This is a genomic window from Microbulbifer mangrovi (genome assembly GCF_002009015.1).
In the GTDB taxonomy this organism is placed as follows: domain Bacteria; phylum Pseudomonadota; class Gammaproteobacteria; order Pseudomonadales; family Cellvibrionaceae; genus Microbulbifer; species Microbulbifer mangrovi.
Map to the genome: position 1 here is coordinate 107,858 of NZ_LZDE01000347.1, position 25,540 is coordinate 133,397.

Consider the following 25,540-nt stretch of genomic DNA (forward strand, 5'->3'; position numbering starts at 1 on the left):
GCGTTTATCGATTCGAAGGAGTTGAATATTCAGCGGCAAGAGCCGAGCGTGTTACGGCTGGTTCTCGCGGTACAGGTTGACGTAAGCGTCGGCATTTTCGCGCACCTGCTCCACGGTCATACCGGCGCGGTATAGCCCTGAGCCCAGACCAAAGCCAGAGAAACCCGCGGCGAGGTATTCCGGCATATCCTGCGGCGACACCCCACCTACCGCCAGCACCGGCAGGTCCGGAAACACAGCGGAGGCGACCTTGAAGCCTTCCGGCCCAAGGGCGGTAGCCGGGAAGAGTTTCAGGGCGTCGGCACCGGCCGCCGCAGCTGCAAGCGCCTCGGTAGGGGTACAGAATCCCGGCATGGAAATCAGGCCCAGGCGTTTGGTCTCGCGAATAACGTCTTCGTTGGTATTTGGGGAAATAATTACCTTGCCACCGGCATCGGCTACGGCTCGTACTTGCTCCACCGTCAGCACGGTGCCGGCGCCGACCAGTACCTCGTCACCCATCACTTCCGCCAGTGCCTGAATACTCGCGTAGGGCTCAGGAGAGTTGAGGGGAACCTCGATAATACGGAATCCGGATTCGCGGATAGTGTCGGCGATTGCAACCACCTCGGTAGGCTGCACACCGCGGAGTATTGCCACCAGTGGCAACGCTTCAAGATAACGGGTTACTGGGTTATTGCTCATGTCTATGCTCCAAAATCGAATGGGTTACAGCAGGCCGGCGTTACCGGCAATGGCAACGAGGCCGCGGCGCACTGCGCGATCGCCTTCGATGCTCTCGGACGGAATGTCGTGCAGTTCGAGCGCGCGCTGGTACAGGGAAGTGAGGTTGCCGCCGCCCACCAGGGTGACATGGGAGGGGCGGCCAATTTCTGCGGTGACAGTGTGCATTTCCGCCCCGATCAATACCCCGGACAGATAGCTGTGCACTTCGTCTTCGGTCAACTGGAACGTATCTGGTATGGCCCCGGCTACAACGGCGCTGCGCGCACTGAACAGGGTATGCAGCAGGCTGGGATGCTCCGCCGCCATGGCGACACCGCGGTCAAACGCAGCGTCATTGAACGGGCTGGCTATCTTGCCTTCGGAATCTACGGGAATCAGTCGGCCCAGAATACTGTGCTGACACAGGACATTGAACAGCTCACCGGTCATGCAGGTGGCAAAATCCATAATGCCCTGTTCGGGCCCGGCGCTCGCCACAGAGCACAAGTCCACCCTCGCCCACTTGGCGTGGGTACCGGGCAAGCACATCAAGCGCAAACCCGCCGTGCCGCCGCTGGCGTTTGTGTTTTCTGCCTGAAGTAACACAGCGCCGAGGATCTGCACTTCTTCCCCACGCATCACATCGGCGAAGCCACTGAAGGAGCGGCCGCGCACACCGGGAACAATCGCCATGGAAAGCCCAGCGCTGCTTTCAATTTGGCAGAGTTTCTGCCCCATGGCCGACAGCGGCAGCGGGCAATCCACATAGCCCGCATCTTTCCAGCCCTGGGCGCTGCCCACCATGCCGGTCATCAACACCGGAAGCTTGCCACCTTCCAACCAGGGCGCGATTTGCTCCAGCAGAAAAGGTTCAAACCCGTTCTGATCGATGGTTAGCATGCCTTTGGGGCTGGTGATTTCCTGCACCAGCTCGCCGTTGCGATCCATGAGGAATGCGCGGAAGTTGGAGCTACCCCAGTCAACGCCGATCAGGGCTGGTGAAGCGCTTGAGTGTTCTGTCATGGAGCTATCCGTCAGATAATAAAAACCCCGGTCGACTACTTACATTCGGTAGACCGCCGGGGCTTCAGATATGGAGTTTGCGACTTGCGGTTTAAAACCGTCAGCTGACGTCAGGCGTCAACTTCAAAGTGTTTGATAAAGTCGCGGTCCGGTTCGATACCGAGACCCGGGCCCTTCGGCAGGGCTACCGTGCCGCCACTCTCCGCCACCTGCTCCTGGATGCGCAGGGGCTCGGTAAGCAGCTCTTCGCGGAAGCGGTTTGGAGTGGTGTCGTATTCCAGCATTGGCTGCACCGGGTGCGCGGCGCCGGGCAGGTCCGGCAGTGCGGCCAGCAGATGCAAGTTGGTACCCACTGCCACGGCGGAGCCCCAGACATGGTTCACTACCGGAATAAAGTTGGCAGTCGCCAGTGCCAGCACTTTCTGGTACTCGGTAATGCCACCCAGAGCACAAACTTCCGGCTGCAGGATATCCACACAGCGGTTCTGGATGAGTTCGCGGTGACCCCAGCGAGTGAACTCGCACTCACCACCAGAGATATTCAGATCTAACGCTTCGCACAGGTCGCGATAGCCGCGGTAGTCTTCCGGTGCGACCGGCTCTTCAAACCAGTCAACCCCCAGCTTTTCAAACTCGCGGCCCATAGGGATGGCTTCGCGGGTGGTGTACGCATGGTTGGCATCCACCATCAGCCCCACGTCGTCGCCGATGGCGTTGCGCACCGCTTCCACCAGCTCTACGTCTTTCTTGTGACCCAGGCCGGTTTTCATTTTCATCGCCTTGAAACCCTTCTCGCGGATGGCGACGGCTTCGGCGGCAAAGCGCTCTTTCAGGTCGGGTACACGCTGCAGCATCATGCCGTAACCGTATGCGGGAATACGCTCGCGGAAGGCGCCGCCGAGCAGCTGGTACACCGGCTGATTCAATGCCTTGCCGGCAATATCCCACAGGGCAATATCCACACCGGACAGGGACTGCATGGGCATGCCCTTCTGGCCGTGGTCGCGCAACAGGTTGTACACCGTGTGCCAGATCACTTCCCGATCCATTGGGTTCATACCCAGGATCATCGGCTGGATCACTTTTTCCACAATGGCCTTGTTGGCAAAGGCCACATTGCCGCCACCGAAACATTCACCCCAGCCGGTGATGCCCACGTCGGTTTGCACTTCCACCAGGTGGGTGGTGCGCTTCAAATAATACTGCTGTGAATACCCCAACTCTTCTTCGAGATCGTATTGCAGTACGTGGCTGATGATTTTTGTTATTTTCATGGAGCTATTCCCAAATCTGTCCCCAAAATTTTTCCCAATACAATCCGAGTTTTATTTTTTAATCGCCCGCGTTACCCGTTTCGGCGCCAGGTAATCATCCAGTGCCAGGTGCGAGCAATCCACCCCGATACCGGATTGCTTCACGCCGCAGTGCGGCAGATCAATGGCGTACTTGATGCCGTTAATTTGCACTTCGCCAAATTGCAGCTGGGCCGCACAGCGCTCGGCTTTTTCAATATCCGCCGTAAAGATGTACGACGACAGGCCCGCATCCGTGTCATTGGCCTGAGCCAGTACTTCATCCTCATCGGTAAAGGTCAGCAAGCTGATCACCGGGCCAAACACTTCCTCATCGTAAAGGCGCATAGTATTGTTTACGCCGTCCAGCACGGTGGGTGCGTAGTAAGCGCCCTTTGCAAGACCTTCCGGTTTATTGCCGCCGTGCAGCAGGGTCGCACCCTTCTCCACCGCATCTTTTACCAACCCATCAATGCGCTGCCAGGAACCTTGGTCAATAACCGGCCCCATATCGATATCCGCATCGCGGTCGTAACCCACTTTTACCGCTGCCGCGCGCTCCAGTACTTTCTCCCGGAAGGCATCGGCGACACCCGCTTCCACAAATACCCGGTTTGGGGTTACACAGATCTGGCCGGAGTTACCGTATTTGACGCCACAGATAACATCCGCGGCCTGGTCAAGGTCCGCATCGGCAAATACCAGCGCCGGCGCATTACCGCCCAGCTCCATGGAATACCGTTTGATGGAAGTGGCACCGGTGCGCATCACATGCATACCGGTTTGCGTGGAACCAATTAAAGTCAGCAGCGCGGGAATGGTGGAGGCCGAAATGGCATCGCCAATCTCGTGATCCACACCGGCGATGATATTCACCACACCCGCCGGCAGGCCGATCTCAGCGCAGAGTTCGCCAACCGCGTAAGCGGAAAGTGGTGTCTTGGAAGAGGGCTTGATCACAATCGGGCAGCCAGCGGCCAGTGCAGGGCCAAGCTTGTAAGCCAGATTCAACAGCGGGAAGTTCCAGGCCAGGAAGGCGGCAGCCACGCCGACGGGCTGACGCGACAGGGTATGCACATGGGTGCCTTCCCGGTCCACCAGGGACTCCGCGTGCAGTCGGGTAATTTCTTCCGCGTAGAACTCGAGACTGTGCACGAGCATCTGGTAATCGTCTTTGGTGGCCGCCCAGGGCTTGGCCATTTCCAGGTGGATGCACTCGCGCAGGTGAGCTTCATTAGCAAGGACCGCATCACGCAGCTTGTGCATCCAGCTGACGCGCTCGGCGACGCTGGTGGTAGACCAGGAAGGAAATGCAGCTTGTGCGGCTTCCAGTGCGCTGTGGGCGTCTGCAATGCTCGCCTCTGCAACACTGGCGACAACTTCTTCAGTCGCCGGATTGACGACATCCAGGTAAGAGTCGCCTTGTAGCGCGCCCCCGATGTACATGCGCTTGGCCATTGCCATAGTGAGTCCCCTGTTGCTAGCTCAGGTGGCGACCGCGCGAAAGAAGCCCGCAACCACCTACCTCAAGCTTATTGATTCGTTCCAGTTACGAACAATTTAAACATATGATGTTTACACTAACAATACGTTTGTGAAGATTCACAGCCATTTGGCCCGGCGGATCGGCAACAAGACAGACGAAAGAGAACAGCAGGAGAGCAGCAGCAAATAGCGGGAGCATATGCAGCGGCCAGAAATAAAAAAGCCGGCGCCCGTGAGGACGCCGGCAAGACAACACTTTGTGCGCAACACGCATAACCAAAGTGGGAGTGTGGCGAGATGAGAAACCACACTCAATCGTGGTAGAGCACCGAGCGCCCTCCGTCCACAACAAGACTGTGCCCAGTCATGAAACTTGATTCACTACTTGCCAGAAACAGTGCCGGATAGGCGATTTCTTCTGTGCTGGCGTTGCGGCGCAACGGATGCACATCGCCGATGGCCTTACGTATCGCCTCGGGATCTTCGGTTTGCTCCCAGGCCTTGAATGCGTTGGGGGTTTCGACCATCCCCGGACACAATGCATTCACACGGATATTGTCGGGGCCAAACTCCACCGCCAGGGTCCGCGTCAGCCCCACCACCGCGTGCTTGGTCACCGCGTATGGGAAACTGTCCGGCACTATTTTGAAAGAGTGCACAGAACCAATATTAATAATGCTGCCACCGCCGGCCGCTTGCATCATCGGCAGCACCGCGCGACAGCAGTGCCACATTCCGTCCACGTTCACGGCAAAGTTCTTCTGCCACTGCTCCCGCGACACATCCAACACACTTTTGCCCATCGGAGTCAGGGCGGCGTTGTTTACCAGAATGTCCGGGCTTCCCAGCTGCTCGCGGGTGGCCTCCACCATGGCGTTGACCGATGCCTCATCGGCAATATCGGTATTGGCAAAAATAGCCTGCTGCCCTGCGGCCCTCAGCTCTTCAACCAATGCCAGGCCGCGCTCAACATCAATATCCGCCACACAAACTTTTGCGCCTTCGGCAGCAAACAGACGGGCGATGGCACTGCCAATGCCATCCGATGCACCGGTGACAATGGCGACCTTACCTTGCAGACGTGCACTCATAACTACCGCTCTCTATACATCCGCCACACTGGTGACTCAGGTCGCCAGTTCCGGCTTTGCAGCTGTATCGGGACGAACCAGGTCTTTTTCGATCTGCTCGATAGACTTATTTTTCGTCTCCGGCAGGATCATCAGCATGACCAGCATACCGATAAACGCAATCACACCGTAATTCAGGAAAGTATTGGCCGCTCCGAGGTGCTCCAGCTGCCATGGGAAGAACTGCTGGATCAGATAGCTGGAAATACTCTGCACCAGCGCGGCAAATGGCAGTGCCACACTGCGCACCCGGTTGGAGAAAATCTCCGAGAAAATCACCCACATCACCGGCCCGATAGACATATTGAATGCGGCAAGGAAAGCGAAAATCCCGAAGAGCACAAAGCCCGCACTGATTTCAATGGTGGAATTGATGATGGGCCCGCTCACCAGCGGCACATCCTTCTTCGAGTAAACTGCGGCGATATCGTTCTTCAGCTCAACATCGTTCTCGTAAGTCTTGCCGATATAGGGAGCCAGCGGCGTTGCATCGACCTGCTGCGCCTCCAGGGTCGCGATCGCATTTTCATCCAGGGTATAGCGGGCAGACTCAAAGCCGTACCAAGTAGATGCATGAGCAACCACAATCAGCGCAAGGCCCGCAAGCGTCAGCACACGGCGGCCGAGCTTCTCCACGGTAGTGATGGCAACCAGAGTAAACACCACGGCCACCAGGCCCAGAACAATGGTCTGCATAAAGCTGTCTTCCACGCTCATGCCCACCTGCTCAAACACAGTCGGCGCGTAGAAAAGCACTGCGTTCATGCCGGTCGCGCCCTGCACTACCGCATAGCAAACTGCGATGAGCACCACGAGGCGCATGGGCTTGCTGAACAGGGTTTTAAGCTGTTCCAAGGTGCTGTTGCTGCGCTCATCATCAATACTGCCACGCACTTCGTTGACCAGGCTGCTCACCTGGGACTCAGGCGCAACACGGGCAAATACTTCACGCGCTTCCTGTTCGCGGCCCCGGGTTACCAGCCAGCGTGGAGATTCGGGAATAGTCAGTAGCAGGGAGAACCAGATGACATTCGGCACCAGCTCGAAACCCAGCATCAGCCGCCACACGTTTTCGTTGTGAATCCAGCTGATATCCGCCATGGATTTGACGAGGAAATAATTGACGATAAACGCCAGCAGGCTGCCCAGGGTAATCAGCAACTGATTCACCGAGACAAACTTGCCGCGCTTGTCCGCCGGCGCCACTTCACCGATATACATGGCCGAAACCGTGATCGAGGCGAAGGCGACACCACCAATAAAACGGCCGAGGACCAACATGTTGTAGTCCACGGCGAAGGCCGAAATAAGTGTGGAGAGAGAGTAAGTACCTGCAATGGCAAGCAGTACTTTCTTGCGGCCAAAACGCTCACACAGGGTACCAGTGAAAAACAGCGCAATAATCACACCGACGATGGCACAACCCACCAGGGTGCCCACCTGCATACTGCTCAGCTCAAACTGGGAGCTGACGAAGCGCACCGCGCCGGAAATATTTGCAGCATCCAGTCCGAACACAAAACCGCCGAAGGCGGCGATCAGTGCAAACTTGGTGACATTACTGGCGGCACTATTGTTATTCATTGTTGGTACCTTGTTGAATTCTTCATCGCTGATCGCCGGTAGGAGACCCCCAGCGACCTATAGGACTTATTTAAACATATGATGTTTGGAGTGGCAACGCATTCCTTTTGCTCAACCCGTGTCAGCCGGCCACAACACCATCCAGTATCACCGCGGGTTCTGGCTGTCCCTGCACCGCATTGCGGTACACCAGTGTCACGCCGTTGGCGACGGGGGCATCGGTTGCATCTTCCAACCCCACCGCGGCGGTGGTCACATACATATCGGTAAAGTCTTCGCCGCCAAACGCCGGGCAGGTAGTGCGGATCACCGGTGCCTTCAACGCGCCCAGCACCTCCCCTTGCGGGCTGTAACACTGGGTGCGGGCCGCGTCCCACAGGGAAGTCCACATATTGCCTGCGGCATCGGCTACCGCGCCGTCCGGGATCAGCTGCTCCTCTGCCAGGTCCAGGTGCACCTCCCGCTCTGATTCCGGCCACCCGGTCTGTGCATCCAGCGCCAGCTTGTACACGGTGTTTGCGGCGGAGTCGGCGTAGTACGCCAGGCGGCGTTCGCGATCAAAACAAAGACCATTGGGCACGGTCAGTCCGGTATCCAGCTTGCGCAGCTCACCCCGATACCAGCGATACAGGTTGCCCTGCCCCGGCTCACCATTCTTGCCCATGGTGCCAATCCAGAAGCCACCCCAGGGGTCGGCGCGACCGTCGTTACTGCGGTTGCCCGGCATTTCCGGCTCGAGCGTACACAGCAAGGTCTTTTCAGCGGTATCCAGGGACAGGATATTCAGGCCGCTTTCACAGGCCACCAGCATGCGCTCGGTATCGATCCACGCCAGCGCAGAAGGCATCTCGCCGAGATCCCATTCATCGACACCGGATTTGCCCCGGGCCAGAACACGATTGTTCAGCAGATCGACCCAATACAGGGTCTTGCGCTGCGGGTGCCACAGAGGGCCCTCCCCCAATGCACAGATTCGATCATCAAAGACTTCCGCAGAAACGTCTGCCGGATTGGATTCGGTACTAGCTGTCATATGGTTATGTTCACTGTGCTGGGCAGAAGCGCGGGGAACACCGAGGCCGATCGCCAGGGCGCCCAGCAGCCACTGCCGGCGGTTCACCAGAAATATTGAATTATCCATTCTTACCAGTTGGTCACTGACCCATCCGGCTTACTCAGGTGCGGCGGTTCGACAGGCACAGGCGCCGACTGGCGGAATGCGTCTTCATCAACCTCAACACCGAGCCCCGGCACTTCCGGCACCATAAAATCGCACCCATCCAACTTGTGCTGGACCGGGAACAGCGCCGGGTCGTGGAAGCCAAATTTGCAGAAAGGCCCCTGGTGCGTTTCCATCAGGCTGAAGTTCGGCAGCACCGCGGCAAAATGGTTGGAGGCGGCAGTGCACACTGGCCCCAGCGGGTTGTGCGGCATCACGTCCACATAGTGGGTCTCAGCCAGGGAAGCCGCTTTCATGGCCTCGGTAAAACCGCCGATATTGCACACATCCACGCGCAGGTACTGGGTCAGCCCGCGTTCCAGGTACGGCGCCGCCGCCCACTTGGAGCTGAATTCCTCACCAATGGCAAACGGCACCTCGGTCATGCCGCGCAGGGTGGCGTAGGCATCCGGGGACTCGTTGCGAATGGGCTCCTCGATAAAATCCAGGGTGCCCGGTGCCAGGCGCTGGCAGAAGGAAGCTGCCTCGGCCACACCGAGGCGGTGGTGGTAGTCGATACCCAGGGTGATATCCGGGCCAATGATCTTGCGCAGCTCGGTGAGGCAGCGCGCGGTGCGCGCGATGGAATCGCGAGGCTCAAACACTTCAGGGTGATCAAATCCGGCGGGAATCACACGGATGGTGGTCCAGCCAAGATCCACCAGCGCCTGCACCTCTTTTACCAACTCATCCAGGCGATCCGGGTCGGCCTCGGTATAGCAGCAGGCAAAGGTGGGAATACGCTCGCGCTGCTTGCCGCCGAGGAGCTGGTATACCGGCACCCCCAGCGCCTTGCCGACGATATCGTGCAGAGCAATATCCAGCGCGGACATGGCCGCGGTAAACACGCGACCACCTTCAAAGTAATGGCCGCGGTAAACCTCCTGCCAGATGCGCCCTATCTGACGCGGATCCTTGCCCAGTAGAAATGGGCGGAAGTGATCCATGGCCCCGATCACCGCGCGCTCGCGGCCGGAAAGACCGGACTCGCCCCAGCCAACAATGCCGCACTCGGTGACCACTTTGACCAGCAGCTGGTTGCGATTGCCTACGGCACCGAACAGCGTCTCAATAGCTTCAATTTTCATCGGTAATCCCCGTATCAGGCGTCAGGTTTCTGTGGGATACGATACTGGTCCATGCGATCCACATCGTATTTTTCGAATTTGCGCTTCAGCAGCCAGCGCGGGCGCTCCAGTGTCAGCTCCCAGGCAAACAGGTCTCTGAACATCTGCTCTACCCGCTCAGGCTCTTTGCCCGCCAGGTTGTTCTGCTCGCCGACATCCTGAGACAAATCGTAAAGTTCAGCCGGGCGGTCTGCGTGGCGAATCAGTTTCCAGTCGCCGTCGCGAATGACCGCACGGGTTTCCTTTTTCCAGTACATCTTCTGGTGCGGTCGATCGGTGTTTTCCCCGGTCAGGTAGGGCAGCAGGTTTACCCCGTCGATCTTGGATGCATACTCATCACCACCGGCGGCCTCGTAAAAGGTAGGCAACAGGTCGAGCGTGGAAACCGGGAAATCGTAATCCACTCCCGCGGGCACTTTGGCCGGCCAGCGCAGCAGGAAAGGCACTCGTAGGCCCCCTTCGAGGTGGTTGGACTTGGTTCCCGCCAGCGGGTAGTTACTGGAAGCGTTTTTGTCGGTGGGGCCACCGTTGTCATTGGAGAAAACCACGATGGTATTGTCCGACAGACCCAGCGCCTCCAGCTTGTCCATGACCCGCCCGGTTGCACGGTCCATGGCCAGGGTCATGGCGGCCAGCTCGCGGCGCTTGCCACTCAACTGCGGGAAACGCTGCATGTCTTCTTCCAGCGCTTCCATGGGTGTGTGTACCGCATTAAACGCCAGGTAGATAAAGAAGGGATGATTCTGGTTCTGCTCGATGAACTGCGCGGCCTCATCCGCCAGCACATCAGTCAAATAACCTTCGTGCTCCTCGTAATGCCCCAGGCCGCGTTCCAGTTTTTTGTCGTAGGCGGAAGCCACATTACCTAGGGGGTTCTCGCCGTCGTACTTGAAATAGCTGCGGTCGCCACCGCGGAAGCCGTAGAACTCGTCAAAGCCACGCTTCAGAGGATGGAAGCGGTCGGCGTCACCCAGGTGCCACTTGCCGTAGACCGCAGTCTTGTAGCCGCGCTCTTTCAGGTAGTCCGCCATGGTTTTCTGATCCAGTGGCAGCCCCATGTCCGCACCTGTGAGCGCAGAGTTCTCGCTCATGTAACCGGGCACATTGATTTCTTCATAGCCAAAGCGCTGCTGGTACTTGCCCGTCATCAGGCCAGCGCGGGAAGGACCGCAGGTAGCATCGGAAACATATCCCTGGGTAAATCGCACGCCCTCACCGGCAATCTTGTCCAGATTGGGAGTTTGCATGACCTTGCTGCCCTGAAAGCCGAAGTCGTTAAAGCCGGCATCGTCGGCAAACAGCAGAATGATATTCGGCGGACGCTCAGACGCTTCACTGGAAGAATCACTTTTGGCACATGCACTAACTGAGATCACAGCCAGCACGAAAAACAGAATCTTTGTTTTCATTATTTTCTTTTTAACTTCACGCTTAATCAAAAAGCCCCTGAATCTATCGGCAAGCGGGTCGTGCCAGCCGGAAGCATTGCAGGGGCATCTTTCAAGTCATCCAACCTGTGAGATTAGAAGATGCGGATGATGGTGCTGCTACTGGTAACCAAACCCCAGGTACGCTCCCCGGGGATACCCGAATGGGAAGACTGAATGTAATGACACGACATTCTGCACATTTATTGGTCAAATCATAGCAATATCGAGCATTCAAACATATGATGTTTGTTAATGCAATACGTTTGCTGTAGGGTGAATAGGTCCGCGTTTTAGCCTGCGCCAACCTTAAATATGCTGACCGACAAACACTCTTTCGCATTCGCGAACACGACTTCCATGACTGATAAGCGCACCAACCCATTACACGCCGTATTGCTGGCTCTCACGGTTACTACTGCCCATGCGCAAGAGGTCCGGCCTCTCGGTGCAGTAGCGGGGGAACATCGATGGCGAGAAGTGGGCAAACTGTCTGACGACTTCAATGGCAACCGCCTGGAAACCGCCAAGTGGACCAGCGCCCCGAGAGACCTGGTCATTGGTGCCTGGACATTCGACAGTGACAACGCCTACGTGCGAGATGGCAAGCTGAACATCGCAGCCACCCAGGAAACCCACACGCGCAGTTTTCGCGATGCCTGCAATGGTGGAGAGAAAGAACACAGAGAGCTGTACTACAAGTCCGGCGCGGTGAAATCTGTTCACGACAGCGTTTACGGCTATTACGAAGCGAGCATGAAAGGGGTAACGCTTTTCCCCGGGCTCAGCCCGGCTTTCTGGTTATATAGTGACGGCCATCCGTATCCGGATCGCAATGTGCCCGGGAGCGTGGACTACAGCGAAATCGATATCGTCGAGTTGCAACAGGCGGACTGGTACGGTCCAGGCCCCAATGATGTCGACTCGATCCATGTCATGGACCACAACCTGCACGCGCGCATTGTCGGCGAAGATGGCAAACCCTTTTGGCGACGCCCCAAACCCTTCCCCGATTCCCAACTACTCAAGTTCGATGCACCCTTCGATCCCTCGAAAGACTTCCATACATACGCGGTGGAGAATCGCAAAGATGTAATCCGCTGGTATGTGGATGGCGAACTCATCGGAGAGAAACCCAATCTCTTCTGGCACCGCCCGATGCACGTCATTTTTTCCATGGGGCTTCGCCGGCAACTCATCAATTACAACGAGAAGTGTAATCGGGCGGATCCAAATCCGGATACGGTAACGGCGGAGGGCTTTCCCGGTGACGCCACCATGCAGGTGGATTACATCAAGGCTTGGGAAGTTTTGCCCTCGGTGTGGGTGGAGAATGTCGAAAAGCACCACAGTACCGATTACCAGAGTGGCGGCCAGTTGGATATCAACGTGGGGTACCACGGAGGCAGCAATCACCATGTAGTGCGTGATAAGCACAACGGCATCACCGTGAACTTAACCGAAAAAAATACGCAAGGCTTTGTAAAAATTGTCGCGAGCGCTTCAGACGCCTCCACCGCCAGTAAAGAGAAGCGATACGGCGGAATCGCACACCTGAAGCTCGACCTAGCAGGCGTGACACCTTCGAAAGATTTGCCGAAGGGGCACTACTACGCCCTGACTCCTGTTTTCCGATCCTCCAATGGCCGCGATGTATTTCCACTCAGGAATGTAGAACCCATCAATGTAGCGACCACCCATCAGTAAAATTGACTCATAAATCAAAAAGAAATGATCAATAAAAAATTCTCCCGCAGAGACGCACTCAAATTGGTAACCGCCAGTGCCATCACCAGTAGCCTGGCATGCAGTGAGCCCACACCAAATCCTGCAAAAAAAGACCACTCATCCGCTAGTCCCGCGCTGCGGGACAACTGGAAAAACACCTTTGACCGGGTCTGGATCGGCGGAAACTACTGGGCAAACCCCATGGAAGACTGGCACCTGGTGCAGGGGCGGGCGACGTGTAAAAGTCGCAGCGGTAACCGCAGTATCCACTCCCTCACTCACCGCCTGGAAAATGCAGATCAGCCGTTTCAGGTTTCCGTGGTGGTACATCGTAGTGGTTCCGACCCACAGCAGGGCGGCGCAGGTATCAGGCTCGGCGTAAACAACGAGATCGACGAATACCGGAGCAGCTGCTTCGTCCAGAAGGGGCTCGACCTGGGAATCGCGGGTGATCAGTTGGTTATTGGGCGTGACAGCACGCCACTCTCCAAACCTGTCGATGATACCGATATACAACTCACTCTCTTGGCGACACCGCAATCCGGTACCGTTTCTCTGCAACTGAGTGCCCACGTTGTTGCGAGCGGGGAAAAAATTGGCAGCCTCGAGCAAGTCGTAGCCGCTAGCAACGTACTCGGCAATGTCGCGCTGGTGAGTAACTTCGCCCTTCCCTCCAATGCCCAAGGGCAGGATCTCGGGGCCCTGTACCAGTTTTCCGAGTGGCACCTACAGGGCAACGCGTTTCAGGTAAGGCCGGAGCGCAAATTCGGCCCAATTCTGTGGTCCATGTACAGCCTGAGCGACTCGCGCAAAGAAGAAGGTTTTGTACTGAAACTCAGCGCCATCTGTGCCCCCATGGGTACAGAAGACAACCCCCTCGTCGAGCTTCAGGTTCAGCGGGCAAATGAATGGATCACGCTGCAACTGCAACCGCTCGATCCCGATGCCTGGGTGGCCACTTTTCGGGTCGCCAATTGGGACGAAAAAGTCACGACGCCCTTCCGCGTGATTTATCGCGAGCAACATGTGGACGGCAGCGTCACCCCCGATATCTGGCAAGGTACCGTCAGGGCCAACCCGGACAGCGGCGAGTTACGCATGGCGGCACTGACCTGCCAGAATGACTACAGTTTTCCCTATGCCCCGGTGGTGGACAATGTCGCGCGGCTCGATCCAGACCTGGTGTTTTTCTCCGGCGATCAAATTTATGAGAGCCACGGTGGATTCGGCATTGTGCGATCCCCGTTCAACAAGGCGATCCTCAATTATCTAAGAAAGTTCTATCAGTTCGGCTGGGCGTTCGGCGACGTCATGCGCGATCGACCCACAATCTGCCTGCCCGATGATCACGATGTCTTTCAGGGCAACCTGTGGGGCGAGGGCGGCGAGCCAAACCAATTCCCCGAGAAGGATCCCTCCGCCTCCTTTTTCGGCGGCTATATAGAACCCGTACGATTTGTGAACGCGGTGCACAGAACCTGTGTCAGCCATCACCCGGAAGCCTTCGATCCCACGCCCACCCCGAGTGGTATGAGCTGCTATTACGGCGACATGGTGTACGGCAATGTCGGTTTCGCGATACTGGCTGACCGACAGTGGAAAAGCGGACCTGAACAGGCCGGCGTGGTGGTGGGAGAAACCGGTACCGATGAGGATCCCACCTTCATCAACCCGGCGATCAACCCTGAGTCACCGGAACTGCTCGGTGCACGACAGGAAGCATTCCTCGCGCGCTGGGCGAAGGACTGGCGCGGGCACACCATGAAAGCCGTACTCAGCCAGACCGTTTTCGCGGGTATCTCAACCCACCAGCCCACACCGCAGCGCTACCTGAAGTATGACTTTGACAGCAGTGGTTGGCCTGGCCCTGCACGCAACCAGGCGGTGGCGATCATGCGGGAATCCAAAGCGCTGCATATCTGTGGCGATACACACCTGCCGTCGCTGGCTCAGTACGGCGTCGACGCGCAGCGCGATAGTAACTGGTCCTTCTGTACGCCTGCGATTTCAGCGGGCTGGCCGCGCTGGTGGCTACCGGATCAGCTATCGATTCCGCACCAGAACAGGCCCACGCACAAACTCCCGCACACTGGGGAATACATCGATAGCTTTGGCAACAAGGTCTACGTGTATGCGGTGGGAATACCGGAGGTCGGCAAATCCCGGCACCGCTATATCAAGGCCCATGAAAAGGGCAGCGGGTTTGGGTTTGTCACCTTCGATACCGAAAAGCACACCTTTACCATGCAAGCCTACCGTTATCTCGTAAATGTGCTCGACAACAGTCCGAACAACCAATTTCCTGGCTGGCCCGTCACGATTCACCAGGATGAAAACCACGGGGACAATATGCTGAGCTAGGCCGAACACCAAAAACTGGGCTACCAATCACGTGCGCGCTTCCTACACTTCCGTTGATCACCAGACTCTATATCTGTACCCAGGAGGCGCCATGACATACTACTCGGTTCTGGACGTTACCCCCACGACGGAAGAATGGATGGCGGACTACATCGAGCCCGCCAACCGCCTTGTGGCCAAGTACGGCGGCAAATACCTGGCCCGCACATCGAGCCATGAGCGTCTTGAAGGCCAGGGAGAAGACGCCACCCTGCGCATTGTTATCGAGTGGCCAAGCAAGCAGGCTGCGCTCGATTTCATGAGCGACCCGGAGTACGTCCCACACCTAAAAGAGCGCACCGCGGGTTCAGTGAGTAATCACTACCTGATTGAAGGCAAGGATGACCTCGCCTAGTTTCGATACCAACGAGACGGCTGATTGCGCCGACTGCGCCCTCGCTCTAAGTAAGTGCGGGCTCAGCATTAATTTCCAGAGAAACGCGATCGAGTTCAGCCGGCCTTTTGCCAAACCCGCACATATTCGATAGCGAAATCCACCACGCCATCGTCCTTCTCACCTGGAGGACTGTTGCGCTCCAGATCTTCCTTGCTCTCCGGAAGACCGGCCCAGGGGAAGGTTTCCTGATCCAACCATAGGTAAATCGGCTTTGTGGCTACGTAACCGTCGTAGTCATCGAGTACCTCGCGGTTTTCCCGTGCCCATCTGGTGGCCTCTTCCGCTGTTACCGAGGTGAACAGCTTTCCATCCACGTAATACTTAACGCCGGTCTCGTCCCACTCGATACCGTACACATGGAAGTCGTCGGCCACGCGGAATCCCAAATCCTTGCGCTCTGTGTACGTCGGCTTGCCTCGCAACTTGTCCCAGTCGCGGATTGACCACCAAAGTTCTCGATCTTTGTCTTCCTTCCCCGCCTCGCGGTGGCTGCCAAACAGCTCGAAGAAATCAAACTCAAGCCCCTCCCCCATTGACCAGAATGCACTGGACACTTCGGCATCCGCAGCCTTGCTCTTAATTTCGATATAGCCGTACTTGAACGGCTTGCGCGAGATAAAGCAGGCGGTGGTGATATTTTCGTGCGGCATCGCCTCGCCAAAAACCGGCACCCGGATTTCGTTTGTAAACGGGAAATCCGGCTCCCAGCGGGTTTCCAGAATCAACTTGCCATCTTCCAGACGGTAATTGCGGCCGGAGAATTGCGACGGCGCCCTGCCCTTCCACACCTTCTTGTGCGGATTGTCCGGGTGTTTGTAGACCGGCTTGCCATCTTCGAACTTGCCCACGATGTACCAGCGGTCCTCATCGATAGTGGGCGCGTCGAACTCGTCGCTCACCACACTGTTGTAAATCCACTTGCCGCTGTTTGCCGGGTCGGACAGGGGATATACCTCTGTAGCATGGGTTCCCTGACCAGTCCCCAATAGAGCCGCCCCACACAATATGGTGTGAATAGACGCTTTGTTACTGCGCATTTTTTTATTCCAATTAATCAGTTTCGTTCTCGGTGCCCGCTACTTCAGCCTTCCTTGGGCAAGTAGACACTCCAGAGTAAACATATTATGTTTCACATAGTCAGATCAACCCCGCGAGCTACTGTTGCAGTTGCAGAAAATGCCGCCCCCGGCAAAATCAACAACTACCGCAGACGGTACCCACACTCTCCCAAACCAGATGGCACCCATGGCGAAAACCACCGCAAGTATCAAACCTGTTCTGATAGAGGGCCTCTCCGCCTACCGGATAGAAAATTCGAAGTTGGCTCTGGACGTTATTCCAGAGCTGGGAGGGAAAATTGTCAGCCTGCGCTCCGGCAAAGTCGCGCAAACCGAGTGGCTTTGGAAAAACGACCGTATCGGCTACGAGCAGGCCGCGCTGAATGATAGTTACACGCAAAAACACGATAGTGGTGGAGTAGATGAATGTTTTCCCAGTGTTGACGCCTGTACCCTGCCGACAAACTCAGGAGCTTTTTCTGGCCTCACCCTGCCCGATCACGGAGAGCTGTACGCAAGGCCCTGGGAAGTAATGACTTGTGAAACCGATCATGACGGTCGCGCAGTTTTGTCACTAACGCGAGCCTGCGAGACACTTCCCTGCGAGTTTCAGCGCACACTCACTTTATCGCCGGATGAAGGGAAAATTGAGTTCAAATATTGCCTGTACAATATAAGTGACACTCCGGTTCCATTCAGCTGGTGTATGCACCCGGCGCTGCAACTGGAACCGGGTATGCGTTTGCTACTACCGGAAGGTCATCAGCTATATTGCTCCTATGCCAGTGATCACGCGCCTCTGGCCGCTGGCGATGTGTTTCACTGGCCCAATTCACTGAAAGGTGAAAACCTGTCCGTGATTCCAGACATTACAATGCCAAAGGGTTATGCCGCGAAGGTCCTGTCGCAAAGTGATTTTTACGATTGCACCACCGCTGAAGAAAAGGTGATTGTCGGTCTGGAAAATCCGTCTACCGAAGAGGTATTACAATTCGAATTGCCACCAACAGAAATCCCGCATATTGCCTTGTGGCTGAACTGCAAAGGTTGGGCAGGTGACGGAGGCGCGCCCTATTTCAACCTGGTATTGGAGCCTGCCATCGGCAACGCCGATGGCCTCGCTCAATTGGTGAACGGAAACCTCGCCCCAATAGTACAGGCACACTGCACACGAGAATGGTCTCTAGTTTTGCGGTTATTGAAACACTGACATTACTGGAGATATTTACGCGGAACAGTCCAGGAGTGGTAACACCATGTATTAGGTTTCAATTTCACCGCCACAAATTGTAAACTATTTACAATTGAATAGAGCGGACCACCATGAAAACAGAGCTGATTGACATCATCCCAACCGCGTGTGGCTTGGGTGAAAGCACATTGTGGCACCGCAAACACAGGGCAATTTACTGGACGGATATGCCCAACAACCAGTTGTGGCGCTACTTTCCCCAACAGCGCCGGACTGAGGTATTCCCGACCGCCGAGAACCTCTGCTCATTTGCCTTCATCGAAAACAGCGATTGGCTGCTGTGTGCTTTCCAGAGTGGCCTTGCAAGGTTCCATCCTGAAACCCAGGAACTGGAATGGATCTTTCGCCTACCCAAACACCTCAAAGTACGTCTGAATGATGGCAGGATGGACCGCCAGGGTCGCTTCTGGGTGGGCTCACTGATTGATAATGCCGAGCTGTGGACTGAAGACCCGACCCAGCGAGGCAAGTTGTATTGCCTTGATCGGCAGGGAAATGTGACGGAACACCTGGACGATATCCGTATCAGCAACGGCCTGGGCTGGTCACCAGACAACCGCACCCTGTATTTCGCGGATTCACCCCGCTACGAGATTTACGCATTCGATTTCGAGCCAGACGCGGGGACTCTGAGTAACCGCAGGGTGATCGCAACGACCGAGCAGGGCATTCATCCGGACGGCTCCACCGTCGACAGCGAGGGCTATATCTGGAATGCGCAGTGGGGTAACGGGAAGGTGGTGCGGTATGCCCCTGATGGCAGCGTTGCCGGCGAAATCTTGCTCCCGATCAAGCAGGCTACTTGTGTCGCCTTCGGCGGCGAAAATCTCGATTTACTGTTTGTGAACACGGCCAAATTCGGCCTGAACGCCGCGGCTCTGAAAGAACAGCCGAAGGCCGGGCACCTGTTCGTTTACCAAACCGATACCCGGGGAATTCCCGAAACGCGTTACCAGGGTTGATCGCTACTCTCGAGATGCCGTCGCCGGCCACAGGTGGCCGGCGCTGAGGCAATTCAAATCAGGTTGGCAGCCCGGGCAACTGACCAAAGGCCTTTAGCTGAGAAGGTGCCACCCGAATAGTGTGTGCAGTCCACACCATAGTGCTCAAATGCCTGGCGGTATGGTCCAGCCAGGTAATCGCCACACACTAGATGTACAGGGCCACTGCCTAAGGTACTGGCCATTGCCCCCACTTCACTGCCCAGCAGAAGCCCAGAGAGGTAAGCCGCGCTATCGGCAGGCTCCTGTAAACCGAGCACAGTCCGACTGCGCGCATTGAATAATTGATGGATAAGAGCAGCCCCGCCTCCGCTGGCCTGCAGCCCTGCAGAAAACGCCTCGGCGCTGTCGTGCTGCTCTCCCTGTACCAGTACGCTGTGATCTTTCAGTAGACTGTAAAGTTCACCAGTAAACGCCGTAGAAAAGTCGCTAATGCAGCCATCGGTAATAGTGACCCACTTGCTGTGGGTTCCCGGTAGACACAAGACGCTGTGGGCTCGCTCTTGCACACTCGCTTGGGTCAGCCACCCGACCACCTGAGTCTCTTCCCCCCGCATGACATCCGCAATGCCCGTCGATGTCTGCAACTTAACCCCGGATACGCAATACGCCTCGAGAGACTCGCAGGGGACTCGCCAAAGCTCAGCCGCCAGTGTCGCCTCCGAGGCTGGGCAGTCCACATAGGGCACCTCATACCACCCGATACTGGAGCCAACCATGCCACACATGACCACCGGCAAAGTCTCAGAGCCAGCCACTTCACGGCACTCGCCGATAAGATACCGCTCAATATCCTGGCACTTTAAGGCTTTTATCCCATTTTTTGTCTCTTTTACGGACAGAATGTTCCCCTGCTGATCAAGTCGCATAAGCCGAAAGCTGGAGGTACCCCAGTCACACGCCAAAAAGTCCTTCACCACCTCTACCCCACTGCCCAACAAAGTTGCTATTGATTAATTGTTAACCATTGTGCACAGCCCGCTTGCATCGCATGATGCACAACACAGTTCTGCTTACGAGTAGTCAATCTTAATCGATCCAATTGTCGATTGTTAACATTTTAGATAGGCTAACCCCTATGGTCTGAGGTACTATTTACAGTAAATTAGCTATGGGATTCTGGACTGAACTACCACTTATCGGTCCGTAGCAACAGGCTCCTGCCAGTCAGGCCTGTTTAGTACGAGTCCCAGGGTATGTAGGGCAGAGAGGGTCAGTCGCATTGAGCGAAGCCACCTCCCCTGACGGAACAATAACCTGGTTGCGAAATCATCTATGCGTGAAGCTACTAAAATTATTCCCGTACGCGAACAGATCGCGGAACAACTGCGCTCCGACATTATCTCCGGAGAGCTTGCCCCCAATACCAAGCTCAACGAACAGCAGCTCGCGGGCCGTTTCGGCGTTTCTCGTGGCCCGGTACGTGACGTTTTACTACAGCTGACCAAGGAAGGCCTGCTAGTCGCGAAAAACAACTGTGGCGTTTCCGTCAATAGTGTCCTGGATCCGAGCATGCAGGAGCTGATGATTGATATCCGTCGCAAGATCGAAGTCTTTGCAATCCAGGGACTCAAAGGCAAGTTAACCGAGATGGATTTTGCCGAACTGGAAGACATCCTCGAGCGACTGAAGGATGCCTTCGACGCAAAAGAGTTCAATGAAGTCACCAAAGCAGATATCGACTTCCACCGCTACCTGATAAATGCGGCCGGTGGTGATGAACTGGTAAACCTCTGGCACCCGATCGTTCTGCGCATGCGCATGAACTATAAGCGTATTTCCCAGCCGAAGGATTGTGTAGACGAGCACAGAGCTATTCTCGAAGCGCTCAAGGCAAACAAGATCAATGTTGCTGCCACGGCACTGAAGGCCAACATTAAATAAGCCATTCCCCTATCAAGCTCACGCAAATAGCCCGGCCATAGTGCCGGGCTTTTTTATGCGAGTCGAGATTCAAGCGGGCAAAAAAAAGCGGGGAAAAATCCCCGCGTCAAGTGATCATCCTGATGAGATGAAAGGAAGAGTCCCAAGCCGATCAGGCTTCGGAAAGATAAACCGTTTTCTTGTCCACGTACTGCTCGAGTCCGTAGCGACCGTCTTCGCCACCGATACCGGATAATTTCCAGCCGTTATGGAAACCCTGGTGCTGCTCACCAATACCGCGATTGACATAAACCTCGCCTACCTCCATTTCCGCAATGGACCGGTGGATGTAACGCAGGTTCTCGGTAAACAGATAGGCCGAGAGGCCGTATTCGCTGTCGTTGGTGTATTGGATCGCCTGATCGATACTGGAGATCTTCACGACCGGCAATATCGGACCAAATGTTTCCTCGTGCACCAGGATATTATCCTGCTGCACGTTGGCGAGTACGGTAGGCTCGTACCAGTTACCGCCTTCGAAACCTGCGACCTCTGCAGGCTTGCCGCCGGTAACCAGCTCGGCGCCCTGGGCGATACTTTTCTGCACCAGCTCGTGGATATGCTCAATCTCACGGGCATTCACCTTAGGGCCCATCTGCGAAGATTCATCCAGCGGGTTGCCCACTTTCAAAGCCCTCACCTTGGGTAGGAACTTGTCCATAAAGGCATCGTATACGTTTTCGTGTACATACAAGCGCTCCGCACAGGTGCATACCTGTCCGCAGTTGGCGTAACGAGTCCACAGCGCGGCTTCCGCGGCTTTATCCAGATCCGCATCTTCCATCACGATAAACGGTGCCTTGCCGCCCAGCTCCAGCATTACCGGAATCATGTGCTTGCCACTGGCCTGGTGAATGATCTGGCCGGCACGGGTACTGCCAGTCATGGTGATCATCGCGGTGAGCGGGCTTTCGCACAGGGCCTGACCGACGATTGCCCCCTCACCATTCACAATATTCAGAACGCCTGCGGGGACACCCACCTGATTGGCAATCCGCCCTAACTCCATCGTCGCCAGTGGTGTTTCCTGGGTTGGCTTGATCACAATACTGTTGCCAGTGATCAGTGCCGGGCCAATCTTGCGACCTGCCAGTGCCAGCGGGAAGTTCCAGGCAGTAATCGCTACCACTACGCCGCGCGGCACTTTGTGGATATAAATTTTTTCATCTTCGTTATCGGAAGGCAGAATATCGCCTTCCAGAGTCAGCGCGTTGTCGCAGGCGTATTCTATAAAGGTCGCGGTGGCGTTGACTTCATCACGGGCTACACCGATCAGCTTGCCCTGCTCTTTTACCAACAGCTCCGCTAGGCCTTCGGTCTCTGCGCGAATGGCCGCGGCGAATTTGCGCAACAAGGTGGCACGATCACGCGCAGTACGCTTTGCCCAGGCTTTCTGGGCCTGCTTGGCATTGACCAGTGCCGCTTCTGCATCTTCTGCACAACCTTTGGGAATAGTACCCAGTAACCCACCCGTGCTCGGGTTCAGCACCTCAATCACGTCGCCTGCCGCGGAAGCAACATATGCGCCATTGACAAAATTCACGTTGTTCTTGATTTCGATCGCCATGGGTTTACCGTCCCATCCAGCCGCCGTCCACCAGGAGGACGCTGCCATTCATGTAATTGGAGGCTTCAGAGGCGAGAAATACCACAGGGCCCTTAAAGTCCTCCGGCTCACCCCAGCGACCCTGGGGGATACGAGCAAGAATACTTGCCGCGCGCTCACTGTCTTCGCGCAACGCCTGGGTGTTATCGGTCGCGATATAACCCGGGGCAATGGCATTGACGTTCACACCTTTGGAAGCCCACTCATTAGACAGCGCCATGGTAATCTGGCCGATGGCGCCTTTACTGGCCGCGTAGCCGGGTACGGTAATACCGCCCTGGAATGTCAACAGCGATGCGGTGAAGATTATCTTGCCAGAACCCTGGGCAACCATTTCCTTACCGATTTCGCGACTGAGGATAAACTGGGCATTCAGGTTAACTTCAATCACCTTGTCCCACAGATCATCCCCGTGCTCCGCGGCTGGCGCGCGCAGAATGGTACCAGCATTGTTAACCAGGATATCGATCTGGGCGTGTTCGCTTTTTACCTTGTCGATAAATCCGTACAGTGAACCGCGGTCGGAAAAATCGCACTGGTAAGGAAAGAACTGCTGGCCTGCGGCGGCCACTTCACGGCCCACCTCGGAATCATTGAGATCGAGATTGGCGGACACGCCGATCACATCCGCACCCGCTTCCGCCAGGGCAACGGCCATGGCTTTGCCGATACCGCGGTTACATCCGGTTACCAGGGCTTTTTTTCCGGCGAGACTGAATTTTTGCAACATCGTATTACTCTCTAAGTTCTTTTTCGGTACGCAATGGACAACTCAGTCCTCTGCTCCACATGCCACTAGGGCTTTCATACCAGACGGGTTGCCGTCCATAGAGGCGAATGCGCTGCCGATATCATTCAAGTACGCGATTTTGCTGATGAATGGCACCAGGTCGATCTTGCCGTTGGCGACCATTTCGATCGCCTGCTCAAAATCCTGAGCTTCGTATACGCGCGCACCCACCAGTTCAAGTTCTCGCCAGAAGAACTTGAACAGATCCAACTGCGGTTTCTGCGAGTGAATGGCAACCATGCAGATTCGACCACGCACGGCGGCAATCTCCGTCATGGCATCTACCGCGGGCTGCACGCCAGAAACCTCGAAGACCACATCCGCGCCTTTTCCACGAGTCCAGTCATCCACCGCCGCTTTCAGGTCCTGCTCAATCGGATTTACTGCCAGCGCACCCGTTTTCTCCGCAAAAGCGCGTCGCTCGGGGCTCGGCTCGGAAATCATTACTTCGGCGCCAATCCCAAGAGCAACCTGGGCCACCAGCTGGCCGATCGGGCCGCCGCCTAGGATCACCGCTTTCTCGCCCGCTTTCAGACGAGCACGGGAAATATCGTGACATGCCACAGCAAGCGGCTCGATCAACGCACCCTGCTTCAGGGAAACGTTTTCCGGCAACTTGTGCAGGGTGCGGGCTTTGACATTCCAGTAGCTCTGAAAAGCGCCGACAGAGTCAATTCCCATAAACTTGAGGTTATGGCAGATATGGCTGTGGCCTTCATCACAGGCCGGGCAGTTGCCACAGTAATCCAGTGGTCGTACAACTACCCGCTCACCAACGTTGTAGCCTTTAACATTCGCACCTACCGCATCCACGACACCGGACATTTCGTGCCCCACGACTTGCGGCGGGTTCACACGCTGGTCCATCACACCGTGGTAGATGTGCATATCGGTTCCGCAGATTCCCACATAGCCAACTTTAAGGCGCACCTCATCAGCAGCCGGCGCTTCACAGCGACCCTCGACCACTTCGAAAGATTTGTTACCAATGTACTGGGCAGCTTGAACTTGCATGGAAAATACCTATTAAGAATGCTTGACCAGATGCGGCTTCAGCAGAGTTTCATCAAAGGTCACACCGGTGCCCGCTTCGTCTGAGGCGACAGCACGTCCGTTTTCCAGCACGATGGGCCGGGTGGTGTATTCGTCAATGGGGAAAGAGTGGACTTCCAGATAACCGGCATGAGGCTGACTTGCCATCAGCCCGACATGCAGCTCGTGCATGCCGTGGCTGCATACAGGGAGATTGTGGGCATATGCCAGTTCTGCGACTTTCAGCCAGCCGGTAATGCCCCCAATGTTAGAGGCATCGGGCTGCAGGAAACCGAGCTTGGCCTGCTCGATGGCGTAGGTGAACTCGTGCACCGTGTGCAGATTCTCCCCCATCGCCAATGGGATATTGATCGCATCGGCAATACGGCCGTAGCCGCGATAATCATCCGGAATCGTGGGCTCCTCGAACCAGGTGATATCACAGTGATCAATTGCTCTACCAAAGCGCACGGCTTTTTCAATTGTCATTGAATAGTTGGCATCCACCATAAAGGTGACATCCTGGCCAATCAGGTTTCGCACAGCCTCCACACGAGCGACGTCTTCCCGATAGTCCTCTTTACCAACCTTGATCTTTACGGCGTTGAAGCCACGGGCGAGATAGCCGGATATGTTGTCCAGTAATTTGGACTCGGAAAAATTCAGGTCGATACCACCCGCATAGCACTTGGTAGTATTAGCAGCACCGCCAGCAACCTTCCAAAGTGGCAGGTTCAGCCGCTTACAGCGCAGATCCCACAAAGCAATATCAACGGCAGATAGCGCAAAGCTCAGTAGCCCACCGCGCCCTACATAATGCAAGTGGCTCTGAACTTCTTCCCAGATTGCGAATATTTCGGACGCATCTCGGCCCTCAAGCAACGGCTGAATATCATCCTGCAGCAGAGAGTAAATTGCGCGCCCACCACGCCCCCCGGTATAGGTGTACCCCACGCCTTCCAGGCCATCGCTACAGCGCACGCGAAATACCAGTAACTCAAAGTGGGTGTGATCCCCGTGCTTGGCATCAGATAAAACTTCTGCCAGTGGAATCTGATAGTACTCAACTTTGGTTGTCGAGATGGTTGCAGGCGCCAGCTGGCGCGATATCTGCTCTTGCACTTCCATCAACATGGAGGGACCCCAAAATCCATTCGCTTGTTAGCTTTTTGGTTATTGTAGATTGTTAACAATTTAAATCAATCAATTTTTCACCCTACCGCGATCTGACGGCATAGGATGACTGCGGGCCTTCGAATATTTACTTCCCAGGCTTTCAGTTAGGTACCGTTCCGCCGGAACGCCACCTGACCTTCTAGAATCGACAATCAGATTATTTGTTAACAATCTACATTCAATCC

The 25,540-nt window shown here is 55.9% G+C and carries 21 protein-coding genes; 6 read left to right on the plus strand and 15 right to left on the minus strand.

Annotated features, from left to right (window positions below; all coding sequences use genetic code 11):
• Positions 1 to 51 precede the first annotated feature (51 nt).
• The 9 genes from B4U49_RS18550 to B4U49_RS18590 form a co-directional block, all read right to left on the minus strand.
• Entirely contained in the window at positions 52 to 684 is a 633-nt protein-coding gene (locus tag B4U49_RS18550) for a 2-dehydro-3-deoxy-6-phosphogalactonate aldolase (protein ID WP_078086103.1), read from the minus strand.
• A 24-nt stretch (positions 685 to 708) separates the two neighbouring features.
• A complete protein-coding gene (locus B4U49_RS18555) occupies positions 709 to 1,728 on the minus strand; it encodes a 2-dehydro-3-deoxygalactonokinase (RefSeq protein ID WP_078086104.1) in 1,020 nt (339 codons plus the stop codon).
• 110 nt (positions 1,729 to 1,838) lie between these two features.
• Positions 1,839 to 3,002 (minus strand): mandelate racemase/muconate lactonizing enzyme family protein, encoded by a 1,164-nt coding sequence (locus B4U49_RS18560; protein ID WP_078086105.1) that lies wholly within the window; start codon positions 3,000 to 3,002, stop codon positions 1,839 to 1,841.
• A 51-nt stretch (positions 3,003 to 3,053) separates the two neighbouring features.
• Positions 3,054 to 4,484, minus strand: coding sequence for an NAD-dependent succinate-semialdehyde dehydrogenase (locus tag B4U49_RS18565; RefSeq protein WP_078086106.1), 1,431 nt, complete (start codon positions 4,482 to 4,484; stop codon positions 3,054 to 3,056).
• A gap of 332 nt (positions 4,485 to 4,816) precedes the next feature.
• Positions 4,817 to 5,596, minus strand: coding sequence for an SDR family NAD(P)-dependent oxidoreductase (locus B4U49_RS18570; RefSeq protein WP_078086107.1), 780 nt, complete (start codon positions 5,594 to 5,596; stop codon positions 4,817 to 4,819).
• Between the two features lie 36 nt (positions 5,597 to 5,632).
• The gene (locus tag B4U49_RS18575; RefSeq protein WP_275078298.1) at positions 5,633 to 7,252 is read right to left on the minus strand and encodes a sugar porter family MFS transporter; all 1,620 of its coding nucleotides are present in this window, start codon (positions 7,250 to 7,252) and stop codon (positions 5,633 to 5,635) included.
• Positions 7,253 to 7,340: 88 nt separating this feature from the next.
• Entirely contained in the window at positions 7,341 to 8,360 is a 1,020-nt protein-coding gene (locus tag B4U49_RS18580; RefSeq protein WP_078086109.1) for an SMP-30/gluconolactonase/LRE family protein, read from the minus strand.
• A 2-nt stretch (positions 8,361 to 8,362) separates the two neighbouring features.
• Positions 8,363 to 9,526 carry a mandelate racemase/muconate lactonizing enzyme family protein gene (locus B4U49_RS18585; RefSeq protein ID WP_078086110.1) on the minus strand — a complete coding sequence of 388 codons (1,164 nt, stop codon included), beginning with the start codon at positions 9,524 to 9,526 and terminating at the stop codon, positions 8,363 to 8,365.
• A gap of 14 nt (positions 9,527 to 9,540) precedes the next feature.
• A complete protein-coding gene (locus B4U49_RS18590; RefSeq protein WP_078086111.1) occupies positions 9,541 to 10,974 on the minus strand; it encodes a sulfatase in 1,434 nt (477 codons plus the stop codon).
• A gap of 378 nt (positions 10,975 to 11,352) precedes the next feature.
• Here B4U49_RS18590 and B4U49_RS18595 point away from each other — a divergent pair, with 378 nt between their 5' ends.
• The 3 genes from B4U49_RS18595 to B4U49_RS18605 all read left to right on the plus strand — a co-directional run bounded on the left by B4U49_RS18595 (position 11,353) and on the right by B4U49_RS18605 (position 15,475).
• On the plus strand, positions 11,353 to 12,699 hold the full coding sequence (locus B4U49_RS18595; RefSeq protein WP_078086142.1) for a family 16 glycosylhydrolase: 1,347 nt from the start codon (positions 11,353 to 11,355) through the stop codon (positions 12,697 to 12,699).
• 24 nt (positions 12,700 to 12,723) lie between these two features.
• Complete coding sequence (locus tag B4U49_RS18600; protein WP_078086112.1) at positions 12,724 to 15,081, plus strand: alkaline phosphatase D family protein; 2,358 nt, start codon at positions 12,724 to 12,726, stop codon at positions 15,079 to 15,081.
• 91 nt (positions 15,082 to 15,172) lie between these two features.
• Positions 15,173 to 15,475: a DUF1330 domain-containing protein gene (locus B4U49_RS18605; protein WP_078086113.1), complete on the plus strand. Its 303-nt coding sequence runs from the start codon at positions 15,173 to 15,175 to the stop codon at positions 15,473 to 15,475.
• Positions 15,476 to 15,570: 95 nt separating this feature from the next.
• Here the strand turns inward: B4U49_RS18605 and B4U49_RS18610 are convergent, their stop codons facing one another.
• Positions 15,571 to 16,554, minus strand: coding sequence for a family 16 glycosylhydrolase (locus B4U49_RS18610; protein ID WP_078086114.1), 984 nt, complete (start codon positions 16,552 to 16,554; stop codon positions 15,571 to 15,573).
• A gap of 208 nt (positions 16,555 to 16,762) precedes the next feature.
• Here B4U49_RS18610 and B4U49_RS18615 point away from each other — a divergent pair, with 208 nt between their 5' ends.
• Both B4U49_RS18615 and B4U49_RS18620 read left to right on the plus strand, forming a co-directional pair.
• Positions 16,763 to 17,785, plus strand: coding sequence for an aldose epimerase family protein (locus B4U49_RS18615; protein ID WP_158078657.1), 1,023 nt, complete (start codon positions 16,763 to 16,765; stop codon positions 17,783 to 17,785).
• 113 nt (positions 17,786 to 17,898) lie between these two features.
• Complete coding sequence (locus B4U49_RS18620) at positions 17,899 to 18,789, plus strand: SMP-30/gluconolactonase/LRE family protein (RefSeq protein WP_078086116.1); 891 nt, start codon at positions 17,899 to 17,901, stop codon at positions 18,787 to 18,789.
• Between the two features lie 53 nt (positions 18,790 to 18,842).
• Here the strand turns inward: B4U49_RS18620 and B4U49_RS18625 are convergent, their stop codons facing one another.
• Positions 18,843 to 19,748: a 2-dehydro-3-deoxygalactonokinase gene (locus B4U49_RS18625; protein WP_338036845.1), complete on the minus strand. Its 906-nt coding sequence runs from the start codon at positions 19,746 to 19,748 to the stop codon at positions 18,843 to 18,845.
• Positions 19,749 to 20,103: 355 nt separating this feature from the next.
• Here B4U49_RS18625 and B4U49_RS18630 point away from each other — a divergent pair, with 355 nt between their 5' ends.
• Positions 20,104 to 20,712, plus strand: a complete 609-nt coding sequence (locus B4U49_RS18630; RefSeq protein ID WP_078086118.1) for a GntR family transcriptional regulator — start codon at positions 20,104 to 20,106, stop codon at positions 20,710 to 20,712.
• 151 nt (positions 20,713 to 20,863) lie between these two features.
• On the opposite strand, the gene aldA is transcribed toward B4U49_RS18630, so the two are convergent.
• Genes aldA through B4U49_RS18650 form a run of 4 tightly spaced genes read right to left on the minus strand, consistent with a single transcriptional unit; the run spans position 20,864 to position 25,313 of the window.
• Positions 20,864 to 22,318 carry an aldehyde dehydrogenase gene (aldA, locus tag B4U49_RS18635; protein WP_078086119.1) on the minus strand — a complete coding sequence of 485 codons (1,455 nt, stop codon included), beginning with the start codon at positions 22,316 to 22,318 and terminating at the stop codon, positions 20,864 to 20,866.
• A 4-nt stretch (positions 22,319 to 22,322) separates the two neighbouring features.
• Positions 22,323 to 23,087 (minus strand): SDR family NAD(P)-dependent oxidoreductase, encoded by a 765-nt coding sequence (locus B4U49_RS18640; RefSeq protein WP_078086120.1) that lies wholly within the window; start codon positions 23,085 to 23,087, stop codon positions 22,323 to 22,325.
• Positions 23,088 to 23,129: 42 nt separating this feature from the next.
• Entirely contained in the window at positions 23,130 to 24,161 is a 1,032-nt protein-coding gene (locus B4U49_RS18645; protein WP_078086121.1) for a zinc-dependent alcohol dehydrogenase, read from the minus strand.
• 12 nt (positions 24,162 to 24,173) lie between these two features.
• Complete coding sequence (locus B4U49_RS18650) at positions 24,174 to 25,313, minus strand: mandelate racemase/muconate lactonizing enzyme family protein (RefSeq protein WP_078086122.1); 1,140 nt, start codon at positions 25,311 to 25,313, stop codon at positions 24,174 to 24,176.
• Between the last annotated feature and the right edge of the window lie 227 nt (positions 25,314 to 25,540).